Annotated in this window: 24 protein-coding genes; 21 read left to right on the forward strand and 3 right to left on the reverse strand. The window is 61.5% G+C overall.

Annotation, left to right across the window (positions count from 1 at the left end; genetic code table 11):
• Positions 1-74: 74 nt before the first annotated feature.
• Positions 75-944, forward strand: a complete 870-nt coding sequence (locus ACQRAX_RS05550) for a DUF6279 family lipoprotein (protein WP_412038059.1) — start codon at positions 75-77, stop codon at positions 942-944.
• Between the two features lie 21 nt (positions 945-965).
• Here the strand turns inward: ACQRAX_RS05550 and aceK are convergent, their stop codons facing one another.
• Positions 966-2681 carry a bifunctional isocitrate dehydrogenase kinase/phosphatase gene (aceK, locus tag ACQRAX_RS05555; protein WP_412038058.1) on the reverse strand — a complete coding sequence of 572 codons (1716 nt, stop codon included), beginning with the start codon at positions 2679-2681 and terminating at the stop codon, positions 966-968.
• 186 nt (positions 2682-2867) lie between these two features.
• Here aceK and ACQRAX_RS05560 point away from each other — a divergent pair, with 186 nt between their 5' ends.
• From ACQRAX_RS05560 to ACQRAX_RS05655, 20 genes are all read left to right on the forward strand, one after another.
• Positions 2868-3770 carry a DMT family transporter gene (locus ACQRAX_RS05560; RefSeq protein WP_412038057.1) on the forward strand — a complete coding sequence of 301 codons (903 nt, stop codon included), beginning with the start codon at positions 2868-2870 and terminating at the stop codon, positions 3768-3770.
• Between the two features lie 349 nt (positions 3771-4119).
• On the forward strand, positions 4120-4956 hold the full coding sequence (locus ACQRAX_RS05565) for an ABC transporter ATP-binding protein (RefSeq protein ID WP_412038429.1): 837 nt from the start codon (positions 4120-4122) through the stop codon (positions 4954-4956).
• A gap of 38 nt (positions 4957-4994) precedes the next feature.
• Positions 4995-5987, forward strand: coding sequence for an ABC transporter substrate-binding protein (locus ACQRAX_RS05570; protein ID WP_412038056.1), 993 nt, complete (start codon positions 4995-4997; stop codon positions 5985-5987).
• Positions 5984-6760, forward strand: a complete 777-nt coding sequence (locus ACQRAX_RS05575; RefSeq protein WP_412038055.1) for an ABC transporter permease — start codon at positions 5984-5986, stop codon at positions 6758-6760. The genes ACQRAX_RS05570 and ACQRAX_RS05575 overlap by 4 nt, the downstream gene beginning before the upstream one ends.
• A complete protein-coding gene (locus ACQRAX_RS05580) occupies positions 6760-7524 on the forward strand; it encodes an SDR family oxidoreductase (RefSeq protein ID WP_412038054.1) in 765 nt (254 codons plus the stop codon). The genes ACQRAX_RS05575 and ACQRAX_RS05580 overlap by 1 nt, the downstream gene beginning before the upstream one ends.
• Positions 7525-7538: 14 nt before the next feature.
• The gene (locus ACQRAX_RS05585) at positions 7539-8078 is read left to right on the forward strand and encodes a cupin domain-containing protein (RefSeq protein ID WP_412038053.1); all 540 of its coding nucleotides are present in this window, start codon (positions 7539-7541) and stop codon (positions 8076-8078) included.
• Positions 8079-8082: 4 nt separating this feature from the next.
• Positions 8083-8952, forward strand: coding sequence for an alpha/beta fold hydrolase (locus ACQRAX_RS05590; RefSeq protein ID WP_412038052.1), 870 nt, complete (start codon positions 8083-8085; stop codon positions 8950-8952).
• A complete protein-coding gene (locus ACQRAX_RS05595; RefSeq protein WP_412038051.1) occupies positions 8949-9776 on the forward strand; it encodes an IclR family transcriptional regulator in 828 nt (275 codons plus the stop codon). The genes ACQRAX_RS05590 and ACQRAX_RS05595 overlap by 4 nt, the downstream gene beginning before the upstream one ends.
• Before the next feature lies 1 nt (position 9777).
• Positions 9778-10578, forward strand: coding sequence for an SDR family oxidoreductase (locus ACQRAX_RS05600; RefSeq protein ID WP_412038050.1), 801 nt, complete (start codon positions 9778-9780; stop codon positions 10576-10578).
• Positions 10571-12253, forward strand: a complete 1683-nt coding sequence (locus ACQRAX_RS05605; RefSeq protein ID WP_412038049.1) for a thiamine pyrophosphate-binding protein — start codon at positions 10571-10573, stop codon at positions 12251-12253. The genes ACQRAX_RS05600 and ACQRAX_RS05605 overlap by 8 nt, the downstream gene beginning before the upstream one ends.
• A gap of 10 nt (positions 12254-12263) precedes the next feature.
• On the forward strand, positions 12264-13067 hold the full coding sequence (locus tag ACQRAX_RS05610) for an aspartate dehydrogenase (protein ID WP_400172494.1): 804 nt from the start codon (positions 12264-12266) through the stop codon (positions 13065-13067).
• 10 nt (positions 13068-13077) lie between these two features.
• Positions 13078-14568, forward strand: coding sequence for an aldehyde dehydrogenase (locus ACQRAX_RS05615; RefSeq protein WP_412038048.1), 1491 nt, complete (start codon positions 13078-13080; stop codon positions 14566-14568).
• Positions 14565-15530: a VOC family protein gene (locus tag ACQRAX_RS05620; protein ID WP_412038047.1), complete on the forward strand. Its 966-nt coding sequence runs from the start codon at positions 14565-14567 to the stop codon at positions 15528-15530. The genes ACQRAX_RS05615 and ACQRAX_RS05620 overlap by 4 nt, the downstream gene beginning before the upstream one ends.
• A 13-nt stretch (positions 15531-15543) precedes the next feature.
• The gene (locus ACQRAX_RS05625; protein WP_412038046.1) at positions 15544-16686 is read left to right on the forward strand and encodes an FAD-dependent monooxygenase; all 1143 of its coding nucleotides are present in this window, start codon (positions 15544-15546) and stop codon (positions 16684-16686) included.
• Between the two features lie 10 nt (positions 16687-16696).
• Positions 16697-17014, forward strand: coding sequence for a hypothetical protein (locus ACQRAX_RS05630; protein ID WP_412038045.1), 318 nt, complete (start codon positions 16697-16699; stop codon positions 17012-17014).
• Position 17015: 1 nt separating this feature from the next.
• Positions 17016-17243, forward strand: a complete 228-nt coding sequence (locus ACQRAX_RS05635) for a recombinase-like helix-turn-helix domain-containing protein (protein WP_412038044.1) — start codon at positions 17016-17018, stop codon at positions 17241-17243.
• Positions 17244-17264: 21 nt separating this feature from the next.
• Positions 17265-18299 (forward strand): Rieske 2Fe-2S domain-containing protein, encoded by a 1035-nt coding sequence (locus ACQRAX_RS05640; RefSeq protein ID WP_412038043.1) that lies wholly within the window; start codon positions 17265-17267, stop codon positions 18297-18299.
• Positions 18296-18733 carry a Rid family hydrolase gene (locus tag ACQRAX_RS05645; protein WP_412038042.1) on the forward strand — a complete coding sequence of 146 codons (438 nt, stop codon included), beginning with the start codon at positions 18296-18298 and terminating at the stop codon, positions 18731-18733. The genes ACQRAX_RS05640 and ACQRAX_RS05645 overlap by 4 nt, the downstream gene beginning before the upstream one ends.
• A gap of 3 nt (positions 18734-18736) precedes the next feature.
• The gene (locus ACQRAX_RS05650) at positions 18737-19696 is read left to right on the forward strand and encodes a PDR/VanB family oxidoreductase (protein WP_412038041.1); all 960 of its coding nucleotides are present in this window, start codon (positions 18737-18739) and stop codon (positions 19694-19696) included.
• Positions 19697-20128: 432 nt separating this feature from the next.
• Positions 20129-21358, forward strand: coding sequence for a hypothetical protein (locus ACQRAX_RS05655; RefSeq protein ID WP_412038040.1), 1230 nt, complete (start codon positions 20129-20131; stop codon positions 21356-21358).
• Between the two features lie 39 nt (positions 21359-21397).
• Here ACQRAX_RS05655 and ACQRAX_RS05660 read toward each other — a convergent pair whose 3' ends face one another.
• Together ACQRAX_RS05660 and ACQRAX_RS05665 are read right to left on the reverse strand one after the other, a co-directional pair.
• Positions 21398-22288 (reverse strand): DMT family transporter, encoded by an 891-nt coding sequence (locus ACQRAX_RS05660; protein WP_412038039.1) that lies wholly within the window; start codon positions 22286-22288, stop codon positions 21398-21400.
• A 93-nt stretch (positions 22289-22381) separates the two neighbouring features.
• Positions 22382-22543, reverse strand: a complete 162-nt coding sequence (locus tag ACQRAX_RS05665) for a hypothetical protein (protein ID WP_412038038.1) — start codon at positions 22541-22543, stop codon at positions 22382-22384.
• Positions 22544-22598 lie beyond the last annotated feature (55 nt).

Genomic DNA, 22598 nt, shown 5'->3' on the forward strand with positions numbered 1-22598 from the left:
CCCATCGGTAAAAGGAACCCCCGAGGGCTCAGGCTGTTCTATAAAGACATGCAAGCCTTTGCAAGGATCCGCTCATGTACGCCTGCCTGCCCAAGTACTTGCGCCCTTTGCTACTGCTGGTGCTCTCGACCCTGCTGGTGCTGTCCTGCAGCCGCATCGACCTGGCGTATCGCAACCTCGACGTGCTGGTGCCATGGTCGCTCAATGATTATCTGAACATGGACCGCCAGCAAAAGACCTGGCTCAACCAGCGCCTCAAACAGCACCTGGCCTGGCATTGCCGCACGCAACTGCCCGGGTACGTGGCCTGGATCGATGAAGTCCGACAAATGGTCGCCAACGATCAGATCACCGAGCAGCAATTACAAGCCCGCACCCAGGAAGCAAAACAGGCGATCGCCAAAGTGGCGGACCAAATCACCCCGTCAGCGGCACAATTGCTGCGGGCGATGGATGACGAGCAAGTGCGTGAAATGCGCCAGGCCTTCGCTGAAGACATCAACGAGCGTCAGGCCAAGTATGTCGATACCCCCTTGGCGCGGCAGATCGAGCGGCGTGCCGAGCGCATGGAAAAACGCCTGGCGCCTTGGTTGGGGGAACTGAGTGCTCAGCAACGGTTACGGATCATGACCTGGTCACAAAGCCTGGGCGAACAGAATCGCCAGTGGATCGCCAACCGGGCCAACTGGCAGGCACACTTCAGTGCGGCCATGGAACAGCGCCACAGTGAAAGCTTCGAGCAACAATTGACGCGCTTGCTCAAAAACCGCGACAGCCTGTGGACCCCGGAGTATCGCCTGAACTACCAACGCGCCGAAGCGGCAGCGCGCAAGTTGCTGGTCGACATCATGGCGCAGAGTAGCCAGCAACAACGCCATCACTTGGAACAGAAACTGGACCAGCTGCGCAAGGATTTCAGTGCGTTGAAATGCATGCAGGCGTAGCCTGGCGACAGCGGCTACGCATCAGCGCGCCTTGCGCCGATACGGAAACACGTCAATCACCTTGCCACCACGAATCGCCTCCTGCAGGCGCTTCCAGTAGTCGGCGTCGTATAACTCGCCATGCAACTGGCTGAACAGCCGGCGCTGGCCACCGTCAGCGAACAGAAACGGTGGAAACTCCTCAGGGAACACATCGTGCGGGCCGATCGAGTACCACGGTTCACCGGACATTTCGTCCTCCGGATAACGCGGCGGCGGGATGTAGCGGAAATTGACCTCGGTGAGAAAGCAGATTTCATCATAGTCATAGAACACCACCCGGCCATGGCGGGTGACGCCGAAGTTCTTCAACAACATGTCACCGGGAAAGATGTTCGCCGCCGCCAGCTGTTTGATCGCCAGACCGTAGTCGTCCAGGGCTTCACGCACCTGGGCATCGTTGGCATTTTCCAGATAAAGGTTGAGCGGAGTCATGCGCCGCTCGGTCCAGCAGTGGCGCACCAGCACCGTATCGCCTTCGACCTGCACCGTCGAAGGCGCTACTTCCAGCAGTTCGGCCAGACACTCAGGTTCAAACTTGCCCAACGGGAAGCGGAAGTCGGAAAACTCCTGGGTATCGGCCATGCGCCCGACCCGATCGACGCTTTTCACCAGCCGGTATTTATCAATCACGGTGGCCCGATCAACGCTTTTGGACGGCGAGAAGCGGTCCTTGATGATCTTGAACACCGTGTTGAAGCCCGGCAGGGTAAACACACTCATGACCATGCCCCGTACCCCTGGGGCCATGATGAAGCGGTCGTCGGTGTTGGCCAGGTGGTTGATCAGCGCCCGGTAGAACTCCGACTTACCGTGCTTGTAGAAACCGATCGAGGTGTACAACTCGGCAATGTGCTTGCCCGGCAGGATGCGCTTGAGGAAGCTGACAAAGTCGGCAGGCACCGGCACATCAACCATAAAGTAGGAACGGGTGAACGAGAAAATGATCGACACCTCGGCCTCGTCGGTGATCAGTGCATCGATCTCGATACCGTGGCCTTCACGGTGCAGCAACGGTATCACCAACGGCCATTGCTCATCCTGGGTATACAGGCGCCCGACCAGATAGGCGCCTTTGTTGCGGTACAACACCGGTGAAAACAACTCCACCGCCAGCGCCGGGTCCTTGCACACCCAGTCTGGCAAATGCTCACGCAACTGTGCTTCGAGACGGGTCAGGTCGCCGTGCAGGTCACCATAAGGGACATCAAAGCAGTAGTCGGCGAAAATCTGCGCCAGCACGCTGGCCAGGCTGCCCTGCGGCCGGTAGGTACGGGTTTGCGCTGCACGTTCGTGACTGCGCAGCGAAGGCCGGGTGGTATGGATGAACATGCAGCCATCACTGATCAGGTCATGACTGAACAGGCTGCAGAAGATCGAGTTGTACCAGGTTTCCGACAGCTCATCGTCCAGCCGTGGGTCGATCAGGCCGATATAGGCGCTCTTGACCAGCGGCCACTGCGCCACATCCAACAACACCTCGTCGGCAAACGCGGTGTGCAGCCAAGCGCTGACCTCACTGACCTTGTCCTCATAGAGGTTGATCCGCGCCGCTGAAGCGCTCTGGGTCTGTTGCCACTGCGCGTGTTCAAATCGCTCGCGGGCGCCGATGGTGATCTGGCGAAAATGCTCACGGTAATCGTCGAAGCCATCGAGGATCATCCGGGCGATTGCGGCGGCCGGCCAGTGCTGGGGCATACATCAGACCTCTGCGGGAATGTCGAAGCCTGAGCTTAGCCAGTCGCCGAAGGCAGGGAAAGCCTGGCGACATGGGTGTTTCGGCCAAACTCACCGTCTCGGCAATATCAGCGCAAGAAAGGGAGAGAGCCGACCTTGAGTTCTGGCGTAAACTCGCGCCCCGCCCCAAAGGACCCGGAGAGCCCCATGAGCCCCATCGCTGTCACCCGCCTATTAATACTTGCCGCTGTCTGGGGGGCTAGCTTTCTGTTCATGCGCATCATCGCGCCGGTAATTGGTACGGTGCCGACCGCCTTCTTTCGGGTGTCGATTGCCTGCCTTGGCTTGCTGGTAATACTCGCCCTGCTGCGCGTGCGCTGGGACTTCAACGGCAAACTCAAAGCCTGCCTGGTACTGGGCATGATCAACTCGGGGATTCCAGCAACGCTCTATTCGGTAGCGGCCCAGGTGTTGCCGGCCGGTTACTCGGCAATCTTCAATGCCACCACGCCGCTGATGGGTGTATTGATTGGTGCGCTGTTCTTTCGCGAGCCGATGACCCTGGCCAAGCTCAGTGGCATCTTTCTCGGTTTGTTAGGTGTCGGCATTCTCAGCGGCGCAGGCCCGGTGGCGTTCGACCAACAATTGCTGCAAGGCGCCCTCTCCTGCCTGGCGGCGACCACCTGCTACGGTTTTGCCGGCTTCCTCGCGCGGCGCTGGCTTGACCATCAGGGCGGTCTCGACAGCCGGCTGTCGGCACTGGGCAGCATGATGGGAGCGACGTTATTGCTGTTACCGCTGTTCGGTTACAGCGTGATAAGCCAGCCACCGGCAAGCTGGGGTGGCTGGGAGGTATGGCTGTCGTTGCTGGGCTTGGGCCTGGTGTGTACGGCGTTTGCCTACATCCTCTATTTCCGCCTGCTCAGCGAAATCGGCCCGGTCAAGGCCAGTACCGTGACCTTTATGATCCCGGCATTTGGGGTGCTGTGGGGGGCCTGGCTGCTGGATGAGCCGTTGTCGATGGCACACTTGTATGGTGGACTGTTGATTGCCGTGGCGTTGTGGCTGGTGCTCAAGCCCGCGACGGTCGGCAAGCCGGCTCGCGCCTGAGACGAGTTCGATAAGGCTCCCGCACGTCCAACCTTGTGGGAGCTGGCGTCGCCAGCGATGCTTATCTGGTTTCACCCATGAAACCAGTCTTTCCCTTCCGTTACCGAAAAAAGCCCCTTTTCTTTGCCTCTGCAATTGCCACGCGCAGTTGTTGTGCAATTTCGTGCCATATAGAAAACCTTGTTTCATATATAAAACAATATGTTTTTCACCTTAAACACCTAACCAATTAATAAATAAGCGTTTTTTAAATAAAAACTACTGATTAAACAATTGGCATTGTTCATGCACTAAACGGCGTATCACCTATAAAACAGACCAGAGAGCTTCCCCAATGGCTGTGAAAGAGATGTACGCAATCACCCCTCAGTGGAATACACCGAACGCCAAGGAAGACCCGGCGCCGACCGAAATCGAGTTTCGTAATGTCGGCAAGTGCTTCCCGGCCAAGGGGAAGTCCGAAGCACCTTTCGCCATTCGCGAGGTGAATTTCAAGATTCGTCGCGGCGAAGTGGTCTCGATCATCGGCCCTTCCGGCTGCGGCAAAAGCACCATCCTCAATATGGGCTCAGGCCTGTATCGCCCCAGCGAAGGTGAAGTCTTCGTCGGCGGTCAGCCAGTAACCGGCCCGGTGCAAAAAGTTGCCTTCATGTTGCAGAAGGACCTGCTGATGCCTTGGCGCAGTATCCGTCGCAACGTCGAGCTGGGCCTGGAAATCCAGGGCATGGCCGCCGCTCAGCGCCAGCCAATCGCCGAGGATCTGCTCAAGCGTTGCCACCTGCAAGGCTTTGCCGACCACTACCCGTTCCAGCTGTCGGGTGGCATGCGCCAGCGCGCCGCCCTGGCCCGGACCCTGGCCATCGACCCGCAAGTGCTGTTTCTCGACGAGCCTTTCTCGGCCCTTGATGCGCAGACCAAGATGATTCTGCAACAAGACCTGGCCCGGATGCTGTTCGAAGAAAAGAAGACCGCACTGTTCATCACCCATGACCTAGTCGAGGCCATCGCCATGTCTGACCGTCTGCTGGTGATGAGCGCCCGCCCCGGCACCATCATCGAAGAAATCAGCGTCGACCTGCCGTTTCGCGACAACCCGCTGGAACGGCGCAAGTTGCCGGAGATCGGCCCACTGGCCGGTCGCCTGATGGCACTGCTGAAAGTTGGCGAAGACACCGAACTGCATTGATCAACGCCTCACCGCTCTCAACCGATTCAGGAGTACGCATGATCACGTCCCTGCTGCAACGCCTAGCCGTTATTGGTCTGAGTCTTGGCCTGTCGCTGACCGCCCAGGCCGAGCCTACCAAGGTCACCTACCTGCTACCCGCGCCGCCCAACTCGCCGGCCTTCGCCCCATGGATCATCGCCAAAGAGAAGGGTTACTACAGCGCCAACAACCTGGACCTGACCTTCATCGCCGCCAAGGGTGGCGTTGATGTCGCCAAACAGATCGGTGCCGGCAACGCCCTGGTCGGTGGCGCCATTGGCGATACCCCAATCGTAGTCCGCGCCAACGGCATTCCGGTGCGTGCCGTCGCCGTGCTGGGCGCCGGTGGAGTGACCATGATTGCCACCAACGCCGATGAGCACATCCAGTCGGTCAAGGACCTCAAAGGCAAGACCCTGACCGTGATGTCCTATTCCGACACCACCTACTACGCCCTGCTCGCTTCGCTGCGCAAAGCCGGCCTGGGCAAGAACGATGTCGATATCCAGGCCGCTGGCCCCTCGGGTGTGTGGCAGCTGTTCTCGGCCAACAAGGCGCAAGCCATGGCCGGTGTTCCGGACTGGGTAGTCAATGCCGAAGACGCCGGGCTGAAGATCAGCCTGATCCCCCAGGAGCAAATCTTCGAAAGTATGGCCCAGGCGATCCTGGCTTCCGATGACGCCATCAAGCACCAGCCGCAGATTGTCGGCGGCGTGGTCCAGGCCACCTTGCAGGGTATGCGCGACATCATCCAGGACCCGAAAGCCGCGGCCGCGACCTTCGCCAAGGCGGTGCCGGCCTACGCCGGTAAAGAAGCGGCGCTGGAGAAGACCCTGCGCCTGTACGTCGAGCATGTCTATGCCAACCAGGCCGTGCTCGGGCAGATCGATCCGGCACGCCTGGACGCGGTGCGCAGGTTCTACGTCAGCGAAGGCATCGTCGCCAAGGAACCCAAGCTCGACGAGCTTTACACCAACCAGTTCATCGAAACCACGAGCGCTGCCCGATGAAAAACCTCAACTCTTCCGTAATCGGCAGCGTCGCCCTGCTGATAGTGTTCCTGCTGCTCTGGCAATGGGGCCCGGGCCTGCTTGGCATGCCTGAGTTCGTCATGCCGCAACTGAGCCGTGTGGCGCAAGAAAGCCTGGTGATGTGGCAATCGAGCAGCCTGCTCCAGCATACCTTGATCACCGCGTTCGAGATCATTGTCGGTTTCGGCCTCGGCGCCTTGCTGGGGGTCGCCATCGGGGTTTCGCTGGGCCTGTCGCCGTCGGCTGAAGCCATGCTCTCACCCTACATCCTGGCCCTGCAGATCGCCCCCAAAGTGGCGTTCGCACCGCTGTTCGTGATGTGGCTGGGCTACACCATCTACCCCAAGATTCTGATTGCCATCCTCATCGTGTTCTTCCCGGTGATGATCAACGTGCTCTCGGCGATCCGCACCGTGGACCCGGACATGATCAACCTGGTGCGCACCATGAACGCCAGCCGCTGGCAGATCTTCCGCCTGGTGGAGTTCCCATCGGCCATGGCCGCGCTGTTCTCCGGCCTGCGTATCGCTTCTACCCTGGCGGTGATCGGCGTCACGGTCGGCGAACTGGTCGGCGGCAACCAGGGCCTGGGCTTCTTGCTGGTGGACGCTGAAGGCCAAGGCAACACCGCTGGGGTGTTCGTCGCCATTGTCATGCTCACCCTGATCGGCGTGCTGGCCTACGGCGCCGTGGTCTGGGCGGAGAAACGCGTACTGCACTACCTGCCCAAAGCCATGCTGAGTACCCAATGATGAGCCCATTCAAAACCATGCTTGAAGGTCGTCGCGTACTGGTCACCGGTGGCGCCCGCGGCCTGGGCTATGCCTTTGCCCAGGCCATTGGCCAGGCCGGAGCCCAGGTGGTGATCGCCGACATTCTTGCCGAACGTGTGCAACAGGCTGCCTGTGAACTGCGCGAACAGGGCCTGCAGGTCACTGGCGTGACCCTCGACCTGAGCAACCCCGATTCGATCAAAGCCTGTGTCGCCCAATCCTGCGCGGTGCTCGGCGGTCTCGACGGCCTGGTCAACAACGCCTCGATCACCAACTCCGGTGGCAAGAGCTGCGAACAACTGGCCATCGAGACCTGGGACCAGGTCATGCAAGTCAACGTACGCGGCACCTGGCTGATGACCCGCGCCTGCCTGCCGGCGCTGCGCGCCTGCGGCAAGGGTGCAGTGATCAACCTGGCCTCCGACACGCCGCTGTGGGGCGCGCCAAACCTGCTGGCCTACGTCGCCAGCAAAGGCGCGATCATCGCCATGACTCGCAGCCTGGCCCGCGAACTGGGCAGCGACAACATCACCGTCAACGCCATTGCCCCAGGCCTGGTGCTGGTTGAAGCCACCGCCTACGTGCCACAAGCCCGCCACCGCCTGTACACCGAACAACGGGCGATTCAACGCCCGCAACTGCCCGAAGACGTCAGCGGCGCCGTGCTGTTCGCCCTGTCCGATCTGTCGCGCTTCATCACTGGACAAACCCTGCCGGTCAACGGCGGGTTCGTCATGCCTTGAGCAAGGAGAAACCCATGACTGACCTTTCCGTACAACACGACGCGCCAAAGACCTGGGAACAACCGACAGGCTCGGACCTGGCCGGCTGGATGCAAACCCGTATCGCCCGCTATGAAACCCGCAAGTACGACTGGGATGCGCTGAAATTCCAGGCTGACTACGACCCCAAATTCCGTCGTGCGCAAATGCGCTATGTCGGCACCGGTGGCACCGGGGTCAACAGTGACATGAACACCATCCCCTCAGAGCACTTCACCTTCTCGACCATGGTCATTCCGGCCGGCCATGAAGGTCCGCCGCACATTCACACCGACGTCGAAGAAGTGTTCTTCGTGCTGCGCGGCAAGCTCAAGGTGATCATCGAAAAAGACGGCGAGCGCTTCGAAACCGTGCTCACCGACCGTGATCTGATTTCGGTGCCGCCGGGCGTCTACCGCGAGGAGATCAACATCGGTGATGAAGACGCGCTGATGTGCGTGATGCTCGGCGCGAAAAAGCCGGTCACCCCGACCTATCCGCCAGCGCATCCGCTGGCTTCGATCAAGCGCGGGTAAAGCCATGATGCACGCCACCGACAACTCGCTCGCCGCCCTTGAGGCACAGTTGCAGCAGCGCTTCCCCCAGCGCCTGGTGCAACTGGCCGACGGGGCCCAGGCGATCCGCGAAGCCGGGCACGGGCCTGCCATTGTGCTGCTGCATGGCATTGGCTCCGGCGCCGCGTCCTGGCTGCAGGTGGCCGTGCAACTGAGCCAGCGCACCCGGGTAATTGCCTGGGACGCGCCGGGCTACGGCGACTCCAGCCCGCTCGCCGCCGCTGCCCCCAAGGCCGCGGACTATGCCCGGCGCCTGCGGCAACTGCTCGATGCCCTGCACATTGATAGCTGTGTGCTGGCCGGCCATTCCCTCGGCGCCCTCAGCGCTGCGGCCCTGGCTTACCAGCAACCGCAGCGCATCCGGCGCCTGGTGTTGATCAGCCCTGCTCGCGGCTATGGCGACCCGGCCCGTGCCGAACAGGCTGGCGAAGTACGCAGCAAACGCCTGCACGCGCTGGAGCAACTGGGCATCGCCGCCATGGCCAGCCAGCGCAGTGCGCACATGCTCTCGCCAGCGGCCAGCGCCGAAGCCCGCGCCTGGGTGCAATGGAACATGGCGCGCCTGATTCCCCAAGGCTATCGCCAGGCCATCGAGCTGCTCTGTGGCGACGACCTGCTGCGCTACGCCGATCTGGCCGTGCCTTGCGAAGTGCACTGCGGCGCCGCCGACAGCATCACCACGCCAGCCGACTGCCAGGCCCTGGCCGGCACCCTGGGCGCGCCGTTGCAGCTAATTGCCGAGGCTGGTCATGCCAGCCCGATCGAACAACCCGAGGCGGTGGCAAGCCTGCTTGCCCGAGCCCTCGACGTCTCACTGACAGGTACTGCGCTATGAATGATTCGGATCTGTTGAAGGACAACCAGGACAAATACATCGTCCCCGGCCTTGAGCGCGGCCTGTTGCTGCTCTGTGAATTCAGCCGGCAAAACCGCACCCTGACCGCCCCGGAACTGGCGCGGCGCCTGGAGCTGCCTCGCTCGACCATCTTTCGCCTGTTGACCACCTTGGAAACCATGGGCTTCGTCACCCGTAGCGGCAACGAATACCGTCTGGGCATGTCGGTACTGCGCCTGGGCTTTGAATACCTGGCCTCGCTGGAGTTGACCGAATTGGGTCAGCCGTTGCTGGCTCGGCTGTGCGACCACCTCAACTACCCGAGCAACCTGGTGGTGCGCGACGGACGCTCGATTGTCTATGTGGCCAAAGTCTCGCCACCATCGGTGTTCTCCAGCGCGGTCAATGTCGGCACCCGCCTGCCGGCCCACGCCACGGTGCTCGGGCGCATTCTGCTGGAAGACCTGAGCCTGGCCGAACTGCGCGAACTGTACCCGGAAGAACACCTGGAGCAGCACTCGCCGTGCACGCCGAAAACCGTGCTGGAGCTGTTCGACCTGGTGCAGAGCGACCGTCAGCGCGGCTATGTTAGCGGCGAAGGTTTCTTCGAGCCGTCGATCTCGACCATTGCCGCCCCGGTGCGCGATCACAGCGGCAAGGTGGTCGCCGCCATGGGCGTAACCATTCCGACGGCGCAAGTTGGCCATATCAATTTCGACGGTTTGCTCGGCCACGTACGCGGCAACGCCGATGAGCTGTCACGCCTGCTCAACTACACGCCAAACGTCGGCTCCGGCCGCGTCACTGCCCTGATGAGGGATTGAGATGAGCAGCCTTTATCAACTGCAAGGGCGTACGGCCATCGTCACTGGCGGCTCCTCTGGAATCGGCCTGGCTTGCGTCGAACAACTGCTTGAAGCCGGTGCGGCAGTGGCTTTTTGCGGCCGCAACCAGCAACGCCTGGACAGCGCCGAAGCACGTCTGCGTGAACGCTTCCCCGAGGCACGCTTACTGGCATGCGTCTGTGATGTGCTCGACGCCAACTCGGTCAAGGCATTTGCCGCTGCCAGTCTGGCTGCACTCGGCCCGGCCCAGGTGCTGATCAACAACGCCGGCCAAGGCCGGCTTTCAACCTTCGCTGACACCAGCGATGAAGCCTGGAGTGAAGAGCTGCAGCTGAAGTTCTTCTCGGTGATCTACCCGGTACGCGCCTTCCTGGCGCAACTGCACAGCCAGGCCGGCGCCGCTATCGTCTGCGTCAACTCGCTGCTGGCCAGCCAGCCCGAACCGCACATGGTCGCGACCTCGGCCGCTCGCGCTGGCCTGAAGAATCTGGTGTGCTCAATGGCAATCGAGTTCGCTGAAAAAGGCATTCGAGTCAACGGCATTCTCATTGGCCTGGTCGAGTCCGGCCAGTGGCGCCGCCGCTTCGAAGCTCGCCAAGAGCGCGACCTCGACTGGTCGCAATGGACCGCGCAGCTAGCGCAACGCAAGCATATTCCCCTGGGTCGCCTGGGCCTGCCTAAAGAGGCAGCCCAAGCCATCCTGTTCCTGGCTTCGCCCCTGTCGGCTTACACCACTGGCAGCCATATCGATGTTTCTGGAGGCCTGTCCCGCCATGCGTAATGAAAATACTGTCACCGTTGGCGCCGCCATCACCGCCTTTCTCGAACAATGCGAAGTCAAGGCCGCCTTCGGCGTGATCTCGATCCACAACATGCCGATCCTCGATGCCTTCGCCGTGCGCGGCAACATCCGTTTCGTCATGGCCCGTGGCGAAGCCGGGGCAACCAACATGGCCGACGCCTACGCCCGCACCACTGGTGGCCTGGGTGTGTGCCTGACCTCCACCGGCACCGCTGCCGGCAATGCCGCCGGGGCGCTGGTAGAAGCGCTGACCGCCGGCACGCCGCTGCTGCACATCACCGGCCAGATCGAAACCCCGTACCTGGATCAGGACTTCGCCTACATCCACGAGGCCCGTGATCAACTGACCATGCTCAAGGCAGTGTCCAAGGCAGCCTTCCGTGTACGCAGTGTCGAAACCGCGCTGAGCACCCTGAAGCTGGCGGTGCAAACCGCACTGACCGCGCCCACTGGCCCGGTCAGTGTCGAGATTCCGATCGACATCCAGTCGACCTTCATTCCCATGCCCACCGATCTCTCACCCCTGCCAATCCCGGTGGCGGTGCCGGCACCGGAAGCCCTCGACCTGGTTGCCGAACGCCTGGCCAGTGCCACCCGCCCGCTACTGTGGCTCGGGGGTGGCGCGCGACATGCTGGCGCGCAGATCAAGCGCCTGCTGGACATGGGCGTCGGCGTGATCACCTCGACCCAGGGTCGCGGTGTGGTCAACGAAGACGATGAACGTTGCCTGGGTGCCTTCTCGCAGAACAAGCTGGTCGAAGGCTTCCTGCAAACCTGCGATGCGCTGGTTGTGGCCGGTTCGCGCCTGCGCAGCAACGAGACCTTCAAGTACGCCCTGAAGCTGCCACGCACCACCCTGCGCATCGACGCCAACCCGGCGATCGAAGGCCGCAGCTATTCCAGCGAACTGTTCATTTGCGGTGATTCAGCTCTGGCCCTTGATGGCCTGGCCGACCGTCTTGAGGGACGGCTGAACATCGACCCAAGCTTCATCGACGAACTCAAGGCCGTGCGTGCACAGTCGCGGGCACAATTGGTGGCAGACCTGGGCCCGTATTCGGCCATGGTCGAACAGCTGCAGGGGCTGACCGGGCGCAACTTCTCCTGGGTCCGCGACGTGACCTTGTCCAACAGCATCTGGGGTAATCGCCTGCTCAACCTGTATCACCCGCTGGCAGGCGTGCACGCCCTCGGTGGCGGTATTGGTCAAGGTCTGGCCATGGGTATCGGGGCGGCCGTGGCGGCCGCAGAAACCGACCCACAGCGCAAAGTCTTCGCCCTGGCCGGGGACGGCGGCTTCATCCTCAACCTCGGTGAGCTGGCGACCCTGGTGCAAGAGAAGGCCAACGTGGTGATCCTGCTGATGAACGACCAACGCTACGGGGTGATTCGCAACATTCAGGACGCCATCTATGGCGCCCGTCACGCCTACGTCGAGCTGCACACCCCGGACTACACCAAGCTCGCCGAGTCGATTGGCCTGCGCCATGGCCTGGTCAGCGACCTGAAAGACTTCGGCGCGGTGCTCGACAACGCCCTGAGCCAAGGCGGCCCGTTCCTGCTGGAAGTCGACATGCTCAGTGTCGGCGGCTTCGCCACCCAGTTCGCCGGTCCCCCCAACAGCGAAACCAAAGCCCAGAAAGCCACGGCCTGAGGACTTGAGCATGCTCAATATCACCATGATCGGCTGCGGCGCCATCGGCGTCGCGGTGCTGGAACTGCTGGAGAACGACCCGCAGCTGCGCGTCGAGCAGGTGATCGCCTCGGCCGGCTCCGAAGCCTTGGTGCAACAGCGCCTGGCCAGCTTCAAGCGCCCGCCGCAGGTGCTTACCGCCCTGCCCGCCGAGGCGCGCCCGGACCTGTTGGTCGAGTGCGCCGGTCACCTGGCCATTGAAGAACACGTGCTGCCGGCGCTGGAGCGCGGCATCGCCTGCCTGATCGTCTCAGTCGGCGCGCTGTCCGAGCCGGGCCTGGTCGAGCGCCTGGAAGCTGCGGCAGCGCGTGGCAATACCCGCATCGAGCTACTGCCCGGCGCCATCGGTGGCATCGATGCGCTGTCGGCGGCCAAGGTCGGTGGCCTGGATTCGGTCGATTACACCGGACGCAAACCGGCTCGGGCCTGGAAGAACACCCCCGCCGAGCAGGTCTGCGACCTGGAAGCAATCAGCGAAGCCACGGTGATTTTCCACGGCAGCGCCCGCGAAGCGGCGCGGCTGTATCCGAAGAACGCCAACGTCGCCGCCACCCTGTCGCTGGCCGGGCTGGGCCTGGACCGTACGCGGGTAACGCTGATCGCCGACCCGCAAAGCGAAGAAAACGTCCACCACTTCGAAGCCCGTGGCGCCTTTGGTGGTTTTGAGATGAGCCTGCGCGGCAAGCCGCTGCAAGCCAACCCGAAAACCTCGGCGCTGACCGTGTACAGCGTGGTCCGCGCCCTGGGCAACCACGCGCACGCCATTTCCATTTAGGGGAACGTCGATGACTCTGGAACAGACATTACCTATTTGCATCGCCGGAACCTGGCGCCAAGGTGGCGGTGAGCGCTATGCCACGCGCTACCCGGCCACCGACGAGCCGGTGGCGTGGCTCAACGCCGCCAGCCTCGATGATGTCAACGAGGCCGTGCAAGGCGCGCATCAGGCCTTCCTCAACAGCGGCTGGGCCCAGCGCAAGCCGCACGAGCGAGCCGTCGTGCTCTATCGCATCGCCGAACTGATCCGTCAGCGCAGCGAAGAGTTGGCGCAACTGCAACGCCAGGACAACGGCAAGCCGATCAATGAAACCCGTGCCCTGGTGGCCAGTGCCGCCGGCACCTTCCAGTTCTTTGCCGCGGCCTGCGAAACCCTGGAAGAAACCATCACCCCCTCCCGCGGCGATTTCGTCAGCATGAGTGTCTATGACGCGATGGGCGTGGTCGCCGCCATTACGCCGTGGAACTCGCCGATTGCCAGCGAAGCACAAAAGGTTGCCCCGGCGCTGGCCGCCGGTAATGCGGTGGTGATCAAGCCAGCTGAAATCACCCCGCTCCTGGCCCTGCAGTTGGCGCAGATCTGCGAAGACGCAGGGTTGCCCAAAGGCCTGATCAGCGTCTTGCCGGGTAAAGGTTCGCTACTGGGTGACGCCTTGACCCAACATCCGTTGATCAAGCGTGTGTCGTTCACCGGCGGGACCAAAACCGGCAAGCACATCGCCCATATCGCTGCCGACAAGATGATGCCGGTGTCGCTGGAACTGGGCGGTAAATCACCGACCATCGTCCTCGACGACGCCGACCTCGACCACGCCGTGGCCGGGGTGCTCTATGGCATCTTCAGCTCTTCGGGCGAAGCCTGTATTGCCGGTTCGCGACTGTTCGTTGCCCGCGCCCTGTATGAGCCGTTCATGCAGCGCCTGGTCGCCGGCGCTGCGCGCTTGCGTCTGGGCGACCCGGCCGATGAAAGTACCCAGATGGGCCCGTTGATCAGCGCCGGCCACCGCGAGTCAGTCGAGCGCTATGTGGCGCTGGGCTTGGCCGAAGGCGGTCGTCTGCTGCTCGGAGGAGAGCGTCCGCGTGGAGGCATTTTCGACCAGGGCTACTTCTACCCGCCCACCATTCTTGAAGGCCTGGATAACAGCCAGCAAACCTGCCAGGAAGAAATCTTCGGCCCGGTGCTGGTGGCCATGCCCTTCGACAGCGAAGCACAGTTGATCGAACAGGCCAATGACAGCCTGTACGCCCTTGCCGCCGGGATCTGGAGCCGCGACTACAAACGCGCCTGGGCGCTGGGGCGCAAGATCCAGGCAGGCACAGTGTGGATCAACACCTACAAGCAGTTCTCCATCGCTACCCCGTTCGGCGGCTGGCGCGACAGCGGCCTTGGACGTGAAAAAGGCCGTCTGGGGATCCTGCAGTACATGGAACAGAAAAGCCTCTACTGGGGCATGAACGAACAGCCACTGGCCTGGGCCGGTGTGGAGGCAAGCTCATGAGTGTGCTCGGCATTGATGAAGTCACCTATGGCGTCGAAGACCTCGACACCTGCGTACAGTTTTTCAGCGACTGGGGCCTGAGCAAGGTCAGTGAACAGCCGGACCAAGTGATCTTCGAAACCCTCAACGGTTGCCGCGTGGTCCTGGCTGACATCAACAAGGCCGACCTGCCGCCGGCCATCGAGCCAAGCTCGACTGTGCGCGAAGTGGTCTGGGGCGTGGAGAACGAAGCTGACCTGGCGCTGTACAGCCAACGCATCGCCAATGATCCTGGCTTTGTCGAACACAATGGACGCATCGGCTGCACCGACCCCAACGGCCTGGCAATTCGCCTGCAAGTCACCCGTAAGCGCGCCCTGGATATCGAATGCAGCGGCCACAACACGTGGCAGACCAAGGGCCGGATCAACAAACCGGCGCCGGTCTACGAGCGCGCCACGCCCATCGAGGTCGGCCACGTGGTGTTCTTCGTCAAAGACGTCAACGCCTGTGAAGCGTTCTACCATGAGCGCTTTGGCTTCCAGGCCTCGGACCGCTACCCCAACCGCGGCGCCTTCCTGCGCACCGCCGAAGAAGGCGGCCACCACGACCTGTTCATGCTGCAACTACCAGCACCACGGGCTGGCCTCAACCATGTGGCATTCACCGTGCGCGACCTGCACGAAGTGTTCGGTGGTGGCATGCACATCTCCCGCAGCGGCTGGACCACCGAGATCGGCCCGGGGCGCCACCCGGTTTCGTCAGCATTTTTCTGGTACTTCAAGAACCCGGCCGGTGCGTTGGTCGAGTACTACGCCGACGAAGACCAGCTGACCGGCGAGTGGCAACCGCGCGAGTTCGAACCGGGGCCCACGGTGTTCGCCGAATGGGCGATTGCCGGTGGCATCGATGGCAACACCCGGCGCCAGCAACATGTCGAAGCACCGCAAGGCAAGTTTCTCACCGACAAACCCAAGCCCTGAGCAGGAGCGGTCCATGACTTCATTGAACATTGCCATCGCCGGTGCCGGTATCGGCGGCCTGACCGCCGCCATCGCCCTGCGCCAGGCCGGTCACCAGGTTAGCGTTTTCGAACAGTCCAAAGCCTTTTTGCGTGTGGGTGCCGATATCAACCTGACCCCCAATGCTGTCCGCGCCCTTGATGGTTTGGGTGTTGGCCCCGCCGTGCGCGTACCCGCCGCACGGCCAACCCACCGGATCAGCCGGATGTGGGACAGCGGCGAGGAAACCTCGCGCCTGGAAATGGCCGACGCCGCCGAAAGCCAGTACGGCGCGCCGCAATTGACCATCCACCGCGCCGATTTGCTGGCAGCCTTGGCCGATGTGTTTCCGCTGCAAAACGTGCAATTCGGCAAACGCGCCGAGCAGGTGTTGCAGGATGCCAATGGCGTCGAGCTGCGCTTCAAGGATGGCAGCCAGCGACGCGCTGACCTGCTGATCGGTGCCGACGGTATTCATTCGGTGGTGCGCAACGCGCTGTTCGGCGACGAGCAGCCACGCTTTACCGGCGTGGTCGCCTACCGCGCGGTGGTCCCGGCCGAACGTGTGGCTCATGTACCGAACATTCAAGCCTTTACCAAATGGTGGGGGCCGAACGCCGAAAGCCAGATCGTCACCTTTCCGCTCAATCAAGGCCGCGACATCTTCATCTTCGCCACCACCGCCCAAGACAGCTGGCACTTGGAATCCTGGACCACGGCTGGCGACGCTGCAGAGCTGCGCAGTCATTACCAGGACTTCCACCCCGATGCCCGCGCCCTGCTTGACGCCTGCGACGAGGTACTGAAAACCGCACTGTATGAGCGTGACCCACTGCCGTACTGGTCTGAAGGCGCAATCACCCTGCTCGGTGACGCCTGCCACCCGATGATGCCGTTCATGGCTCAAGGCGCAGGTCAGGCCATCGAAGATGCCGTGGTGCTGGCGCGTCATCTTCAGGGTATGACTGACACCGCTCAAATCGCCAATGCCTTGCAGGGCTACCAACAGTCACGCCTGGCACGCACCAGCCAGATCCAGATCGGCTCGCGTGGCAACCAGTGGCTCAAAGCCGGCGGCAATGCCGATTGGGTCTACGGCTACGACGCCTGGACCGTACCGACTGTCAACGCTGCCTGAGCCGAAGACCATGAGCGAATCGATGCTGCTGACGGTCGTGCTCAAGCACGATCAGTCGAAGAACCTGGAACAGATCCAGGCACATATGAAAGCCATGGGCTGGTGGGAGCGTTTTCCACCGGAAGGCGTCGAGGTGGTGTCCTGGACCGTAGCCATGGGCCTGGGCCAGATCGTCACCCTGCGCCTGCCACCGCGCTTGCTGAGCACGCTCAATGTGGAACTGGAACGCGCCGCCTGGGGCGTGTTTCGCACCGAATGCTATCCAACGTACGACTTTGTCCCGGTCCGCGAAATGATCCGCGAACGGGTCCGCAATGGAGGTCAATGACATGAGCAATACCGCACCCTACCTTGAGCCGCATCAAGCTCGCACCCGGCCCAACACTCAGTTCGAAGAGTTGCTCGGCGACTCCATCGAACGCGCCTACGGCAATGGTGTGACGCAACTGCCCGAGCTGCTCACGCACTTGAACCTGGCCGGTCCGCCCTGCCCACTGACCCGCGGCGAATGGACCGAAGACTCCTACAAAACCCTGATGGCGCGGCTGGGCGCATAACCCGCCGGAGGTAATAACAAGATGAATATGCAATTCACCGTCGACCCTGTTGAGAACCATCTGGCCAACGGCCTCAAAGACCTCTGGTTTCCGGTCCTGCCGTCGCAGTTGCTTGGCGACAAGCCGGTATCGGTCCGGCGCCTGGGCTACAAGATCGCTCTGTGGCGCGACAATGATGGCAGCGTGCATGCTCTGGAAGACCACTGCCCGCATCGCGGCGCACCGCTGTCCCAGGGCCCAGTGCTGGGTGACCGCCTGCAGTGCCCCTATCACGGCATTGAAGTGCGTTGCGATGGTACCGTGACCAAAGTCCCCGGCAGCCCTGGCTGCAAACTCGAAGGCAGCCGCCCGACGCGCATGTTCCACACCCGTGAAGCCGCCGGTGCGATCTTCCTGTTCAATGCCACCGATGCCCACCTGGAGACACCACCGGAGCTGGTGCTGCCCGAGCAACTGACTTCGCCCGAGTGGAGCAGCTTCCTCTGCTACACCGAATGGAAAGGCGACTACCGCTACGTGCTCGACAACGTCATGGACCCGATGCACGGCACTTATCTGCACAAGATGTCGCACTCGATGAGCGAAGGTGAAGCCACCGCCAAGTTCGTCACCCGCGACACCGAGCAAGGCTTCTTCTTCGAAAAAGAAGGCCAGCGTGGAGTCAACTTCGACTGGACCGAATTTCTCGACAACGGCTGCCATTGGTTGCGCCTGGAAATTCCGTACCCAAAAACCGGCGGCCCAGGTGGCAACTTCACCATCATCGGCAGCTACACCCCAAGCAGCCGTAGCCTGTCGGCAGTATTTCACTGGCGGGCCCGGCCGCTGACCGGCTGGCAGCGCGATACCTGGCGTTTCCTCTACAAGAACCGTCTGGAAGCACGCCACTGGGCGGTCCTGGAACAAGACCGGGTGCTGCTGGAATTCATGGAAGCTGACGCCAACCAGCGCGAAAACCTCTACCAGCATGACCTGGGTGTCGTGCGCCTGCGCCGTTACCTCAAGGGCAAGGCCAAGGAACAACTGACGCTGATCGAAGCGAAGCAGTTGTCATGAGCCAGGCCGTAGAGCGCATTCAAGCGCAGGACGTGGGCGAGCAGGCCAATGCCAGCTGGTCCAACGCCCTGCTGCTCGGCAATGAACTGGTGATGTCCGGGATGACCGGGCATCCCGCCACCCGTCAGGCCGCCGAAGCCGGCACCCCGCTCGATGCCTACCACCAGACCCTGGTGGTGCTGAAGAAGATTCGGGCGCTGGTGGAAACAGCTGGCGGTCACACCGGCAATATCTATCGGCTGACCGTGTACCTAACGCGGATTGCCGACAAGGACGCAGTCGCTCGCGCGCGCCGCGACTTCTTTGCCGGCTTTGCCTGCTACCCCACCTCCACCCTGGTTGAAGTGAGCGCCCTGGTGTTCCCGGAACTGGTGGTGGAAATCGAAGCCAGCGCCCGGCTCGATATTGACATGCGCACTGCGCCAACGAGGTGAATGATGTCCAACTCCTCTACCATTACGGCGCTGGTGCACACCCTGCGCCATGAAGCCGAAGGCATTATCAGTGTCGAACTGCGCCCGTGGGGCGACACCGTGTTCGCACCCTTCGAAGCCGGATCGCATATCGACCTGCACCTGCCCAATGGCCTGGTGCGCAGCTATTCATTGCTCAACTCGCCGAGTGATCAGGGCCGCTATGTAGTCGGCATCCTGCGTGACCGCAACAGCCGTGGCGGCTCGGCATTTGTCCATGAGCAATTGCGAGTCGGCACGCCATTGAACATCTCGCAACCGCGCAACAACTTTGCTCTCGACCCGCACGCCAGTCACAACGTGCTGGTGGCCGGCGGCATCGGCATCACTCCGATCTACTGCATGTTTCGCCAACTGCTGGCCCTGGGTAAATCTGCCGAGCTAGTCTACTGCGCCCGCTCTCGCAAAGAGGCCGCCTTGCTTGAGCAACTCAGCGGCCTCAATGCCAAGGTGGTCTACCACTTCAATGACGAGAAAGGTGCGGTGCCGGACCTGGCGCACTACCTGGCCGGGCAACCTGGCGACACGCACTTCTACTGCTGTGGCCCGACACCGATGCTCGATGCGTTTGAAAGCACCTGCGAGAGCCTCGGCTACCCTCATGCGCATATCGAGCGCTTCACGGCTGCCGACCTGCCGCCGTCCGACGATGCCCAGGACAGCTACAGCGTCGAACTGAAAAAGTCCGGCAAGACGCTCAACATCGAACCGGGGTTGAACCTGCTCGATGTACTGCTCGAAGCGGGGTGCGACATCGAGTACAGCTGTCGCGAAGGGGTCTGTGGCTCATGCGAGACACGGGTGATTGAGGGTGAAATCGATCACCGCGATGGTGTATTGACCAAGGCGGAGCGGGCGGCGAACACATCGATGATGGTCTGTGTGTCTGGCTGCAAGAGCCGGCGCATGGTGCTTGACCTGTAGTAACCCGATTACGCGCTATTGGCCGGCACCTCGTGTGCCGGTTTTTTTTGCCTGCGGTTAGCCAGCTAATTATTCATCAATAAAACAGGCGATGCGCAATAAAAGTGCGCTGTGCAATTTAACCGCACCGTCATCACTCGGCATTGTTACTTACCTTCCACGCCGTTTCGCCCACGGCACAAAATGCGATGTTTCATATATAAATAATTGTTGTATATAGACTTTAGCCAACAACCTGGACACTTAAACAGCCTGGCACAGTTCCTGCTCTTTACCTTAAGAGTTCAACTACTGAACAGCGTATTACCCATAAAACAATAATTAACCAAACCGCCAGCCACCCCAGCGTATGCCGAAGTTCCCCAAGCACCTTGCTCAAGGTGACGGACAGGTATTGCCAACGGGAAGTGCTCAACCTTGCAGGGCATCGATATGAACAAGTACGTGGTAAGCCTGGGCCTGATAATCAGCAGTTGTGCAAGTTTCGCCTCCGAACCTGGCCCGGCAGCGCCCGATCAGCCACCAGCGGTGAAGAAACCCTTCCCGCATATCGCCTGGCGCAGTGATGACGGCCAAAGCTCATTGGATATCGGTGGCGCCCTGCGGATGAACTACCGCGATGAACATTGGGACACCACCGAGAACAACGGTCGTTTCCTCTTCGATACCTTCCGCATCGACGTCCAGGCTACTCACAATCAGCTGTTCAGCGATGTCGGCTATTGGTTCCAGGATGACGGCAAACGCTCCATCGACCGCGGCTATGTCGGCTACCGTTTCACCCCCAACGCCAACCTGCAAGTCGGCGCGCCGTTCAAACCCTTTGGCCTTGAGCCCTACCCACAATTCGGCTGGAGCTATCACATCCCGTTTTTCATGGGCTATGGCGTCAGCGCCGGCACGGGGCTGAAGTACAGCTACAAGGACCAGGACTGGGACGTGCAACTGGGCTACTTCCCGCGCATGCTGCCCAGCGGCATTCGCTATTCACCTGAAGTCGGTCGCTATGCCGACCTCGACGACAATGCGGTGCCCTTCATCCATTCGCGCCAAGACAACGAAAAGCGCAACCAGGTCAACGCGCGGGTGGCACACACCGTTAGCGGCGATGGCTGGAAAACCGAAATTGGCGCCTCGCTGGCAGCTGCCCAGCTCTACAACGCCACTACTGACGATGATGGCGACTACTGGGCGGGCGGTGTACATGCCATCCTCAACGCCGGGCCCTGGACCGTAACCAGCCAGGCTATCCGCTATGAATACGACCCGAAAAATCCCGACGGTGTCAGCGACGACTCCGTGCTGATGGGCGGCAACGGCCTGACCCCGGCCTACCTGATCGCTTCCAAAGCCACTATCGCCTCGCTCAACATCGGCTACGACATCTTCACCCCCAACCTTGGGCAGTTGAAGAAGATCAAGCTGTACAACGACTACAGCCGGATGATGAAAGACAAAAACGGCTGGGACGACTCGCAGATGTATACCGTCGGCGCACAGTTCCTGGCCATGCCGATCATGGCCTGGGTCGACTTTACCTGGGCGAAGAACGCCAACCCCTTCGGCGGCGCGGAGAATGGCACCGGTTGGACCAGCACCAGCTCCATTGGCAGTAACGACTGGTATTACCGCACCAACATTAACATCGGCTACTACTTCTAAAAGCAACGCCGCCCGGTGCGTGTGCCGGGCGGCGTGCAATCAGTCAGCCTGCAGTTGCCCCGATGCAGCGGTTGGCTTGCGGAACACGAAGAGCAAACCAATCACGATCAAGCCCATGCCCGACAGGCTCAACGCCGCCAGACGGTTACCGAAGATCAGATAATCCATGACCGCTGTCACCGCCGGCACCAGGTAGAACAAGCTGGTGACATTGACCAGATTGCCGCGGGCGATCAGGCGGTACAGCAGCAGCGTCGCCAGCAGCGACACCACCAGGGCCATCCACAACAATGCGCCGACAAAGCTCGTGGTCATTTCCACCTGCAACGGCTGGAACGGCGCGAATACCGCGCACATCAGCAGCGCGGCAATGTACTGCAACGGCAGAGTGCCCATGGGATTGCTGGTGATGCGTTTTTGCATGATCGAACCGAAGGTCATGCTGGCCAGCGCCATCAGTGCAAAGAGCATCCCCAGCAGCGAAACGCCGCCCAGGTTGATGCTCTGGAAAACCACCATGATCAATCCGGTCAAGCCCAAGCCAAGGCCGAACAAACGGCTCCAGGAACGCTGGCGCTCCATCAGCACCACAGTGAGGATCGGTTGTACACCCATGACCGTCGCCATGACGCCGGGTGTCACATGGGTGTTCAGCGCCAGCAGATAGAAGATCTGATAGGCACCGAGTAGCACAGCACCCGTGGCCAATGCCTGTAGCACTGCCGCGCGCCCACGTGGCCAGCGCAGGTTGAGCAGCGGCGCGAGCAGCAACAGCCCGCACAGCGCCAGCGCAGAGCGCATCAGCAGAAAGGCAAAGGGGCTGGCATGGGCCAGACCTAGCTTGGAGACAATCGCCCCGCTACTCCAGAGCAGGACGAACAGGCTGGTGGTGGCCGCCGAGGCCACGGATTGTTTTGATAGAGCGAACATGAATGCCACCTGTATTCGGGCAGATAAGCCGAACGGTGCTGCCCGTGCTGGGCAGCCAACCGTATTCAGTAGGGTGCGGCTGTGATGGACTGATTAGCCCAGCACTACCACGCCTGGCGGTGCGCCAACGCACACGACCACGCTACTGACAGGTGGTGGGTAGTGACTGATCATGGCCGGCTGCTGATTCCCACGCACAGCTACTGCCACGTCGGACGCGGTAGCGAATACGGTGCTGAGTGGGGAAGCTGGCATGAGCAGGTCTTCGGTGAGGTGAACTGTGGCTGACTATAGACCAGCCTGTTTCTGG

It is taken from the genome of Pseudomonas sp. UM16 (genome assembly GCF_050312595.1).
GTDB lineage: Bacteria > Pseudomonadota > Gammaproteobacteria > Pseudomonadales > Pseudomonadaceae > Aquipseudomonas.

Bases quoted from the DNA above. Each gene is read 5' to 3' on its own strand.
- ACQRAX_RS05640 (WP_412038043.1), top strand. From the start codon at position 17,265: ATGAATATGCAATTCACCGTCGACCCTGTTGAGAACCATCTGGCCAAC.
- ACQRAX_RS05565 (WP_412038429.1), top strand. From the start codon at position 4,120: ATGTACGCAATCACCCCTCAGTGGAATACACCGAACGCCAAGGAAGAC.
- ACQRAX_RS05615 (WP_412038048.1), top strand. From the start codon at position 13,078: ATGACTCTGGAACAGACATTACCTATTTGCATCGCCGGAACCTGGCGC.
- ACQRAX_RS05625 (WP_412038046.1), top strand. From the start codon at position 15,544: ATGACTTCATTGAACATTGCCATCGCCGGTGCCGGTATCGGCGGCCTG.
- ACQRAX_RS05570 (WP_412038056.1), top strand. From the start codon at position 4,995: ATGATCACGTCCCTGCTGCAACGCCTAGCCGTTATTGGTCTGAGTCTT.
- ACQRAX_RS05665 (WP_412038038.1), bottom strand. From the start codon at position 22,543: ATGCCAGCTTCCCCACTCAGCACCGTATTCGCTACCGCGTCCGACGTG.
- ACQRAX_RS05655 (WP_412038040.1), top strand. From the start codon at position 20,129: ATGAACAAGTACGTGGTAAGCCTGGGCCTGATAATCAGCAGTTGTGCA.
- ACQRAX_RS05645 (WP_412038042.1), top strand. From the start codon at position 18,296: ATGAGCCAGGCCGTAGAGCGCATTCAAGCGCAGGACGTGGGCGAGCAG.
- ACQRAX_RS05600 (WP_412038050.1), top strand. From the start codon at position 9,778: ATGAGCAGCCTTTATCAACTGCAAGGGCGTACGGCCATCGTCACTGGC.
- ACQRAX_RS05605 (WP_412038049.1), top strand. From the start codon at position 10,571: ATGCGTAATGAAAATACTGTCACCGTTGGCGCCGCCATCACCGCCTTT.
- ACQRAX_RS05610 (WP_400172494.1), top strand. From the start codon at position 12,264: ATGCTCAATATCACCATGATCGGCTGCGGCGCCATCGGCGTCGCGGTG.
- aceK (WP_412038058.1), bottom strand. From the start codon at position 2,681: ATGCCCCAGCACTGGCCGGCCGCCGCAATCGCCCGGATGATCCTCGAT.
- ACQRAX_RS05595 (WP_412038051.1), top strand. From the start codon at position 8,949: ATGAATGATTCGGATCTGTTGAAGGACAACCAGGACAAATACATCGTC.
- ACQRAX_RS05585 (WP_412038053.1), top strand. From the start codon at position 7,539: ATGACTGACCTTTCCGTACAACACGACGCGCCAAAGACCTGGGAACAA.
- ACQRAX_RS05650 (WP_412038041.1), top strand. From the start codon at position 18,737: ATGTCCAACTCCTCTACCATTACGGCGCTGGTGCACACCCTGCGCCAT.
- ACQRAX_RS05620 (WP_412038047.1), top strand. From the start codon at position 14,565: ATGAGTGTGCTCGGCATTGATGAAGTCACCTATGGCGTCGAAGACCTC.
- ACQRAX_RS05635 (WP_412038044.1), top strand. From the start codon at position 17,016: ATGAGCAATACCGCACCCTACCTTGAGCCGCATCAAGCTCGCACCCGG.
- ACQRAX_RS05580 (WP_412038054.1), top strand. From the start codon at position 6,760: ATGAGCCCATTCAAAACCATGCTTGAAGGTCGTCGCGTACTGGTCACC.
- ACQRAX_RS05660 (WP_412038039.1), bottom strand. From the start codon at position 22,288: ATGTTCGCTCTATCAAAACAATCCGTGGCCTCGGCGGCCACCACCAGC.
- ACQRAX_RS05630 (WP_412038045.1), top strand. From the start codon at position 16,697: ATGAGCGAATCGATGCTGCTGACGGTCGTGCTCAAGCACGATCAGTCG.
- ACQRAX_RS05590 (WP_412038052.1), top strand. From the start codon at position 8,083: ATGATGCACGCCACCGACAACTCGCTCGCCGCCCTTGAGGCACAGTTG.
- ACQRAX_RS05550 (WP_412038059.1), top strand. From the start codon at position 75: ATGTACGCCTGCCTGCCCAAGTACTTGCGCCCTTTGCTACTGCTGGTG.
- ACQRAX_RS05575 (WP_412038055.1), top strand. From the start codon at position 5,984: ATGAAAAACCTCAACTCTTCCGTAATCGGCAGCGTCGCCCTGCTGATA.
- ACQRAX_RS05560 (WP_412038057.1), top strand. From the start codon at position 2,868: ATGAGCCCCATCGCTGTCACCCGCCTATTAATACTTGCCGCTGTCTGG.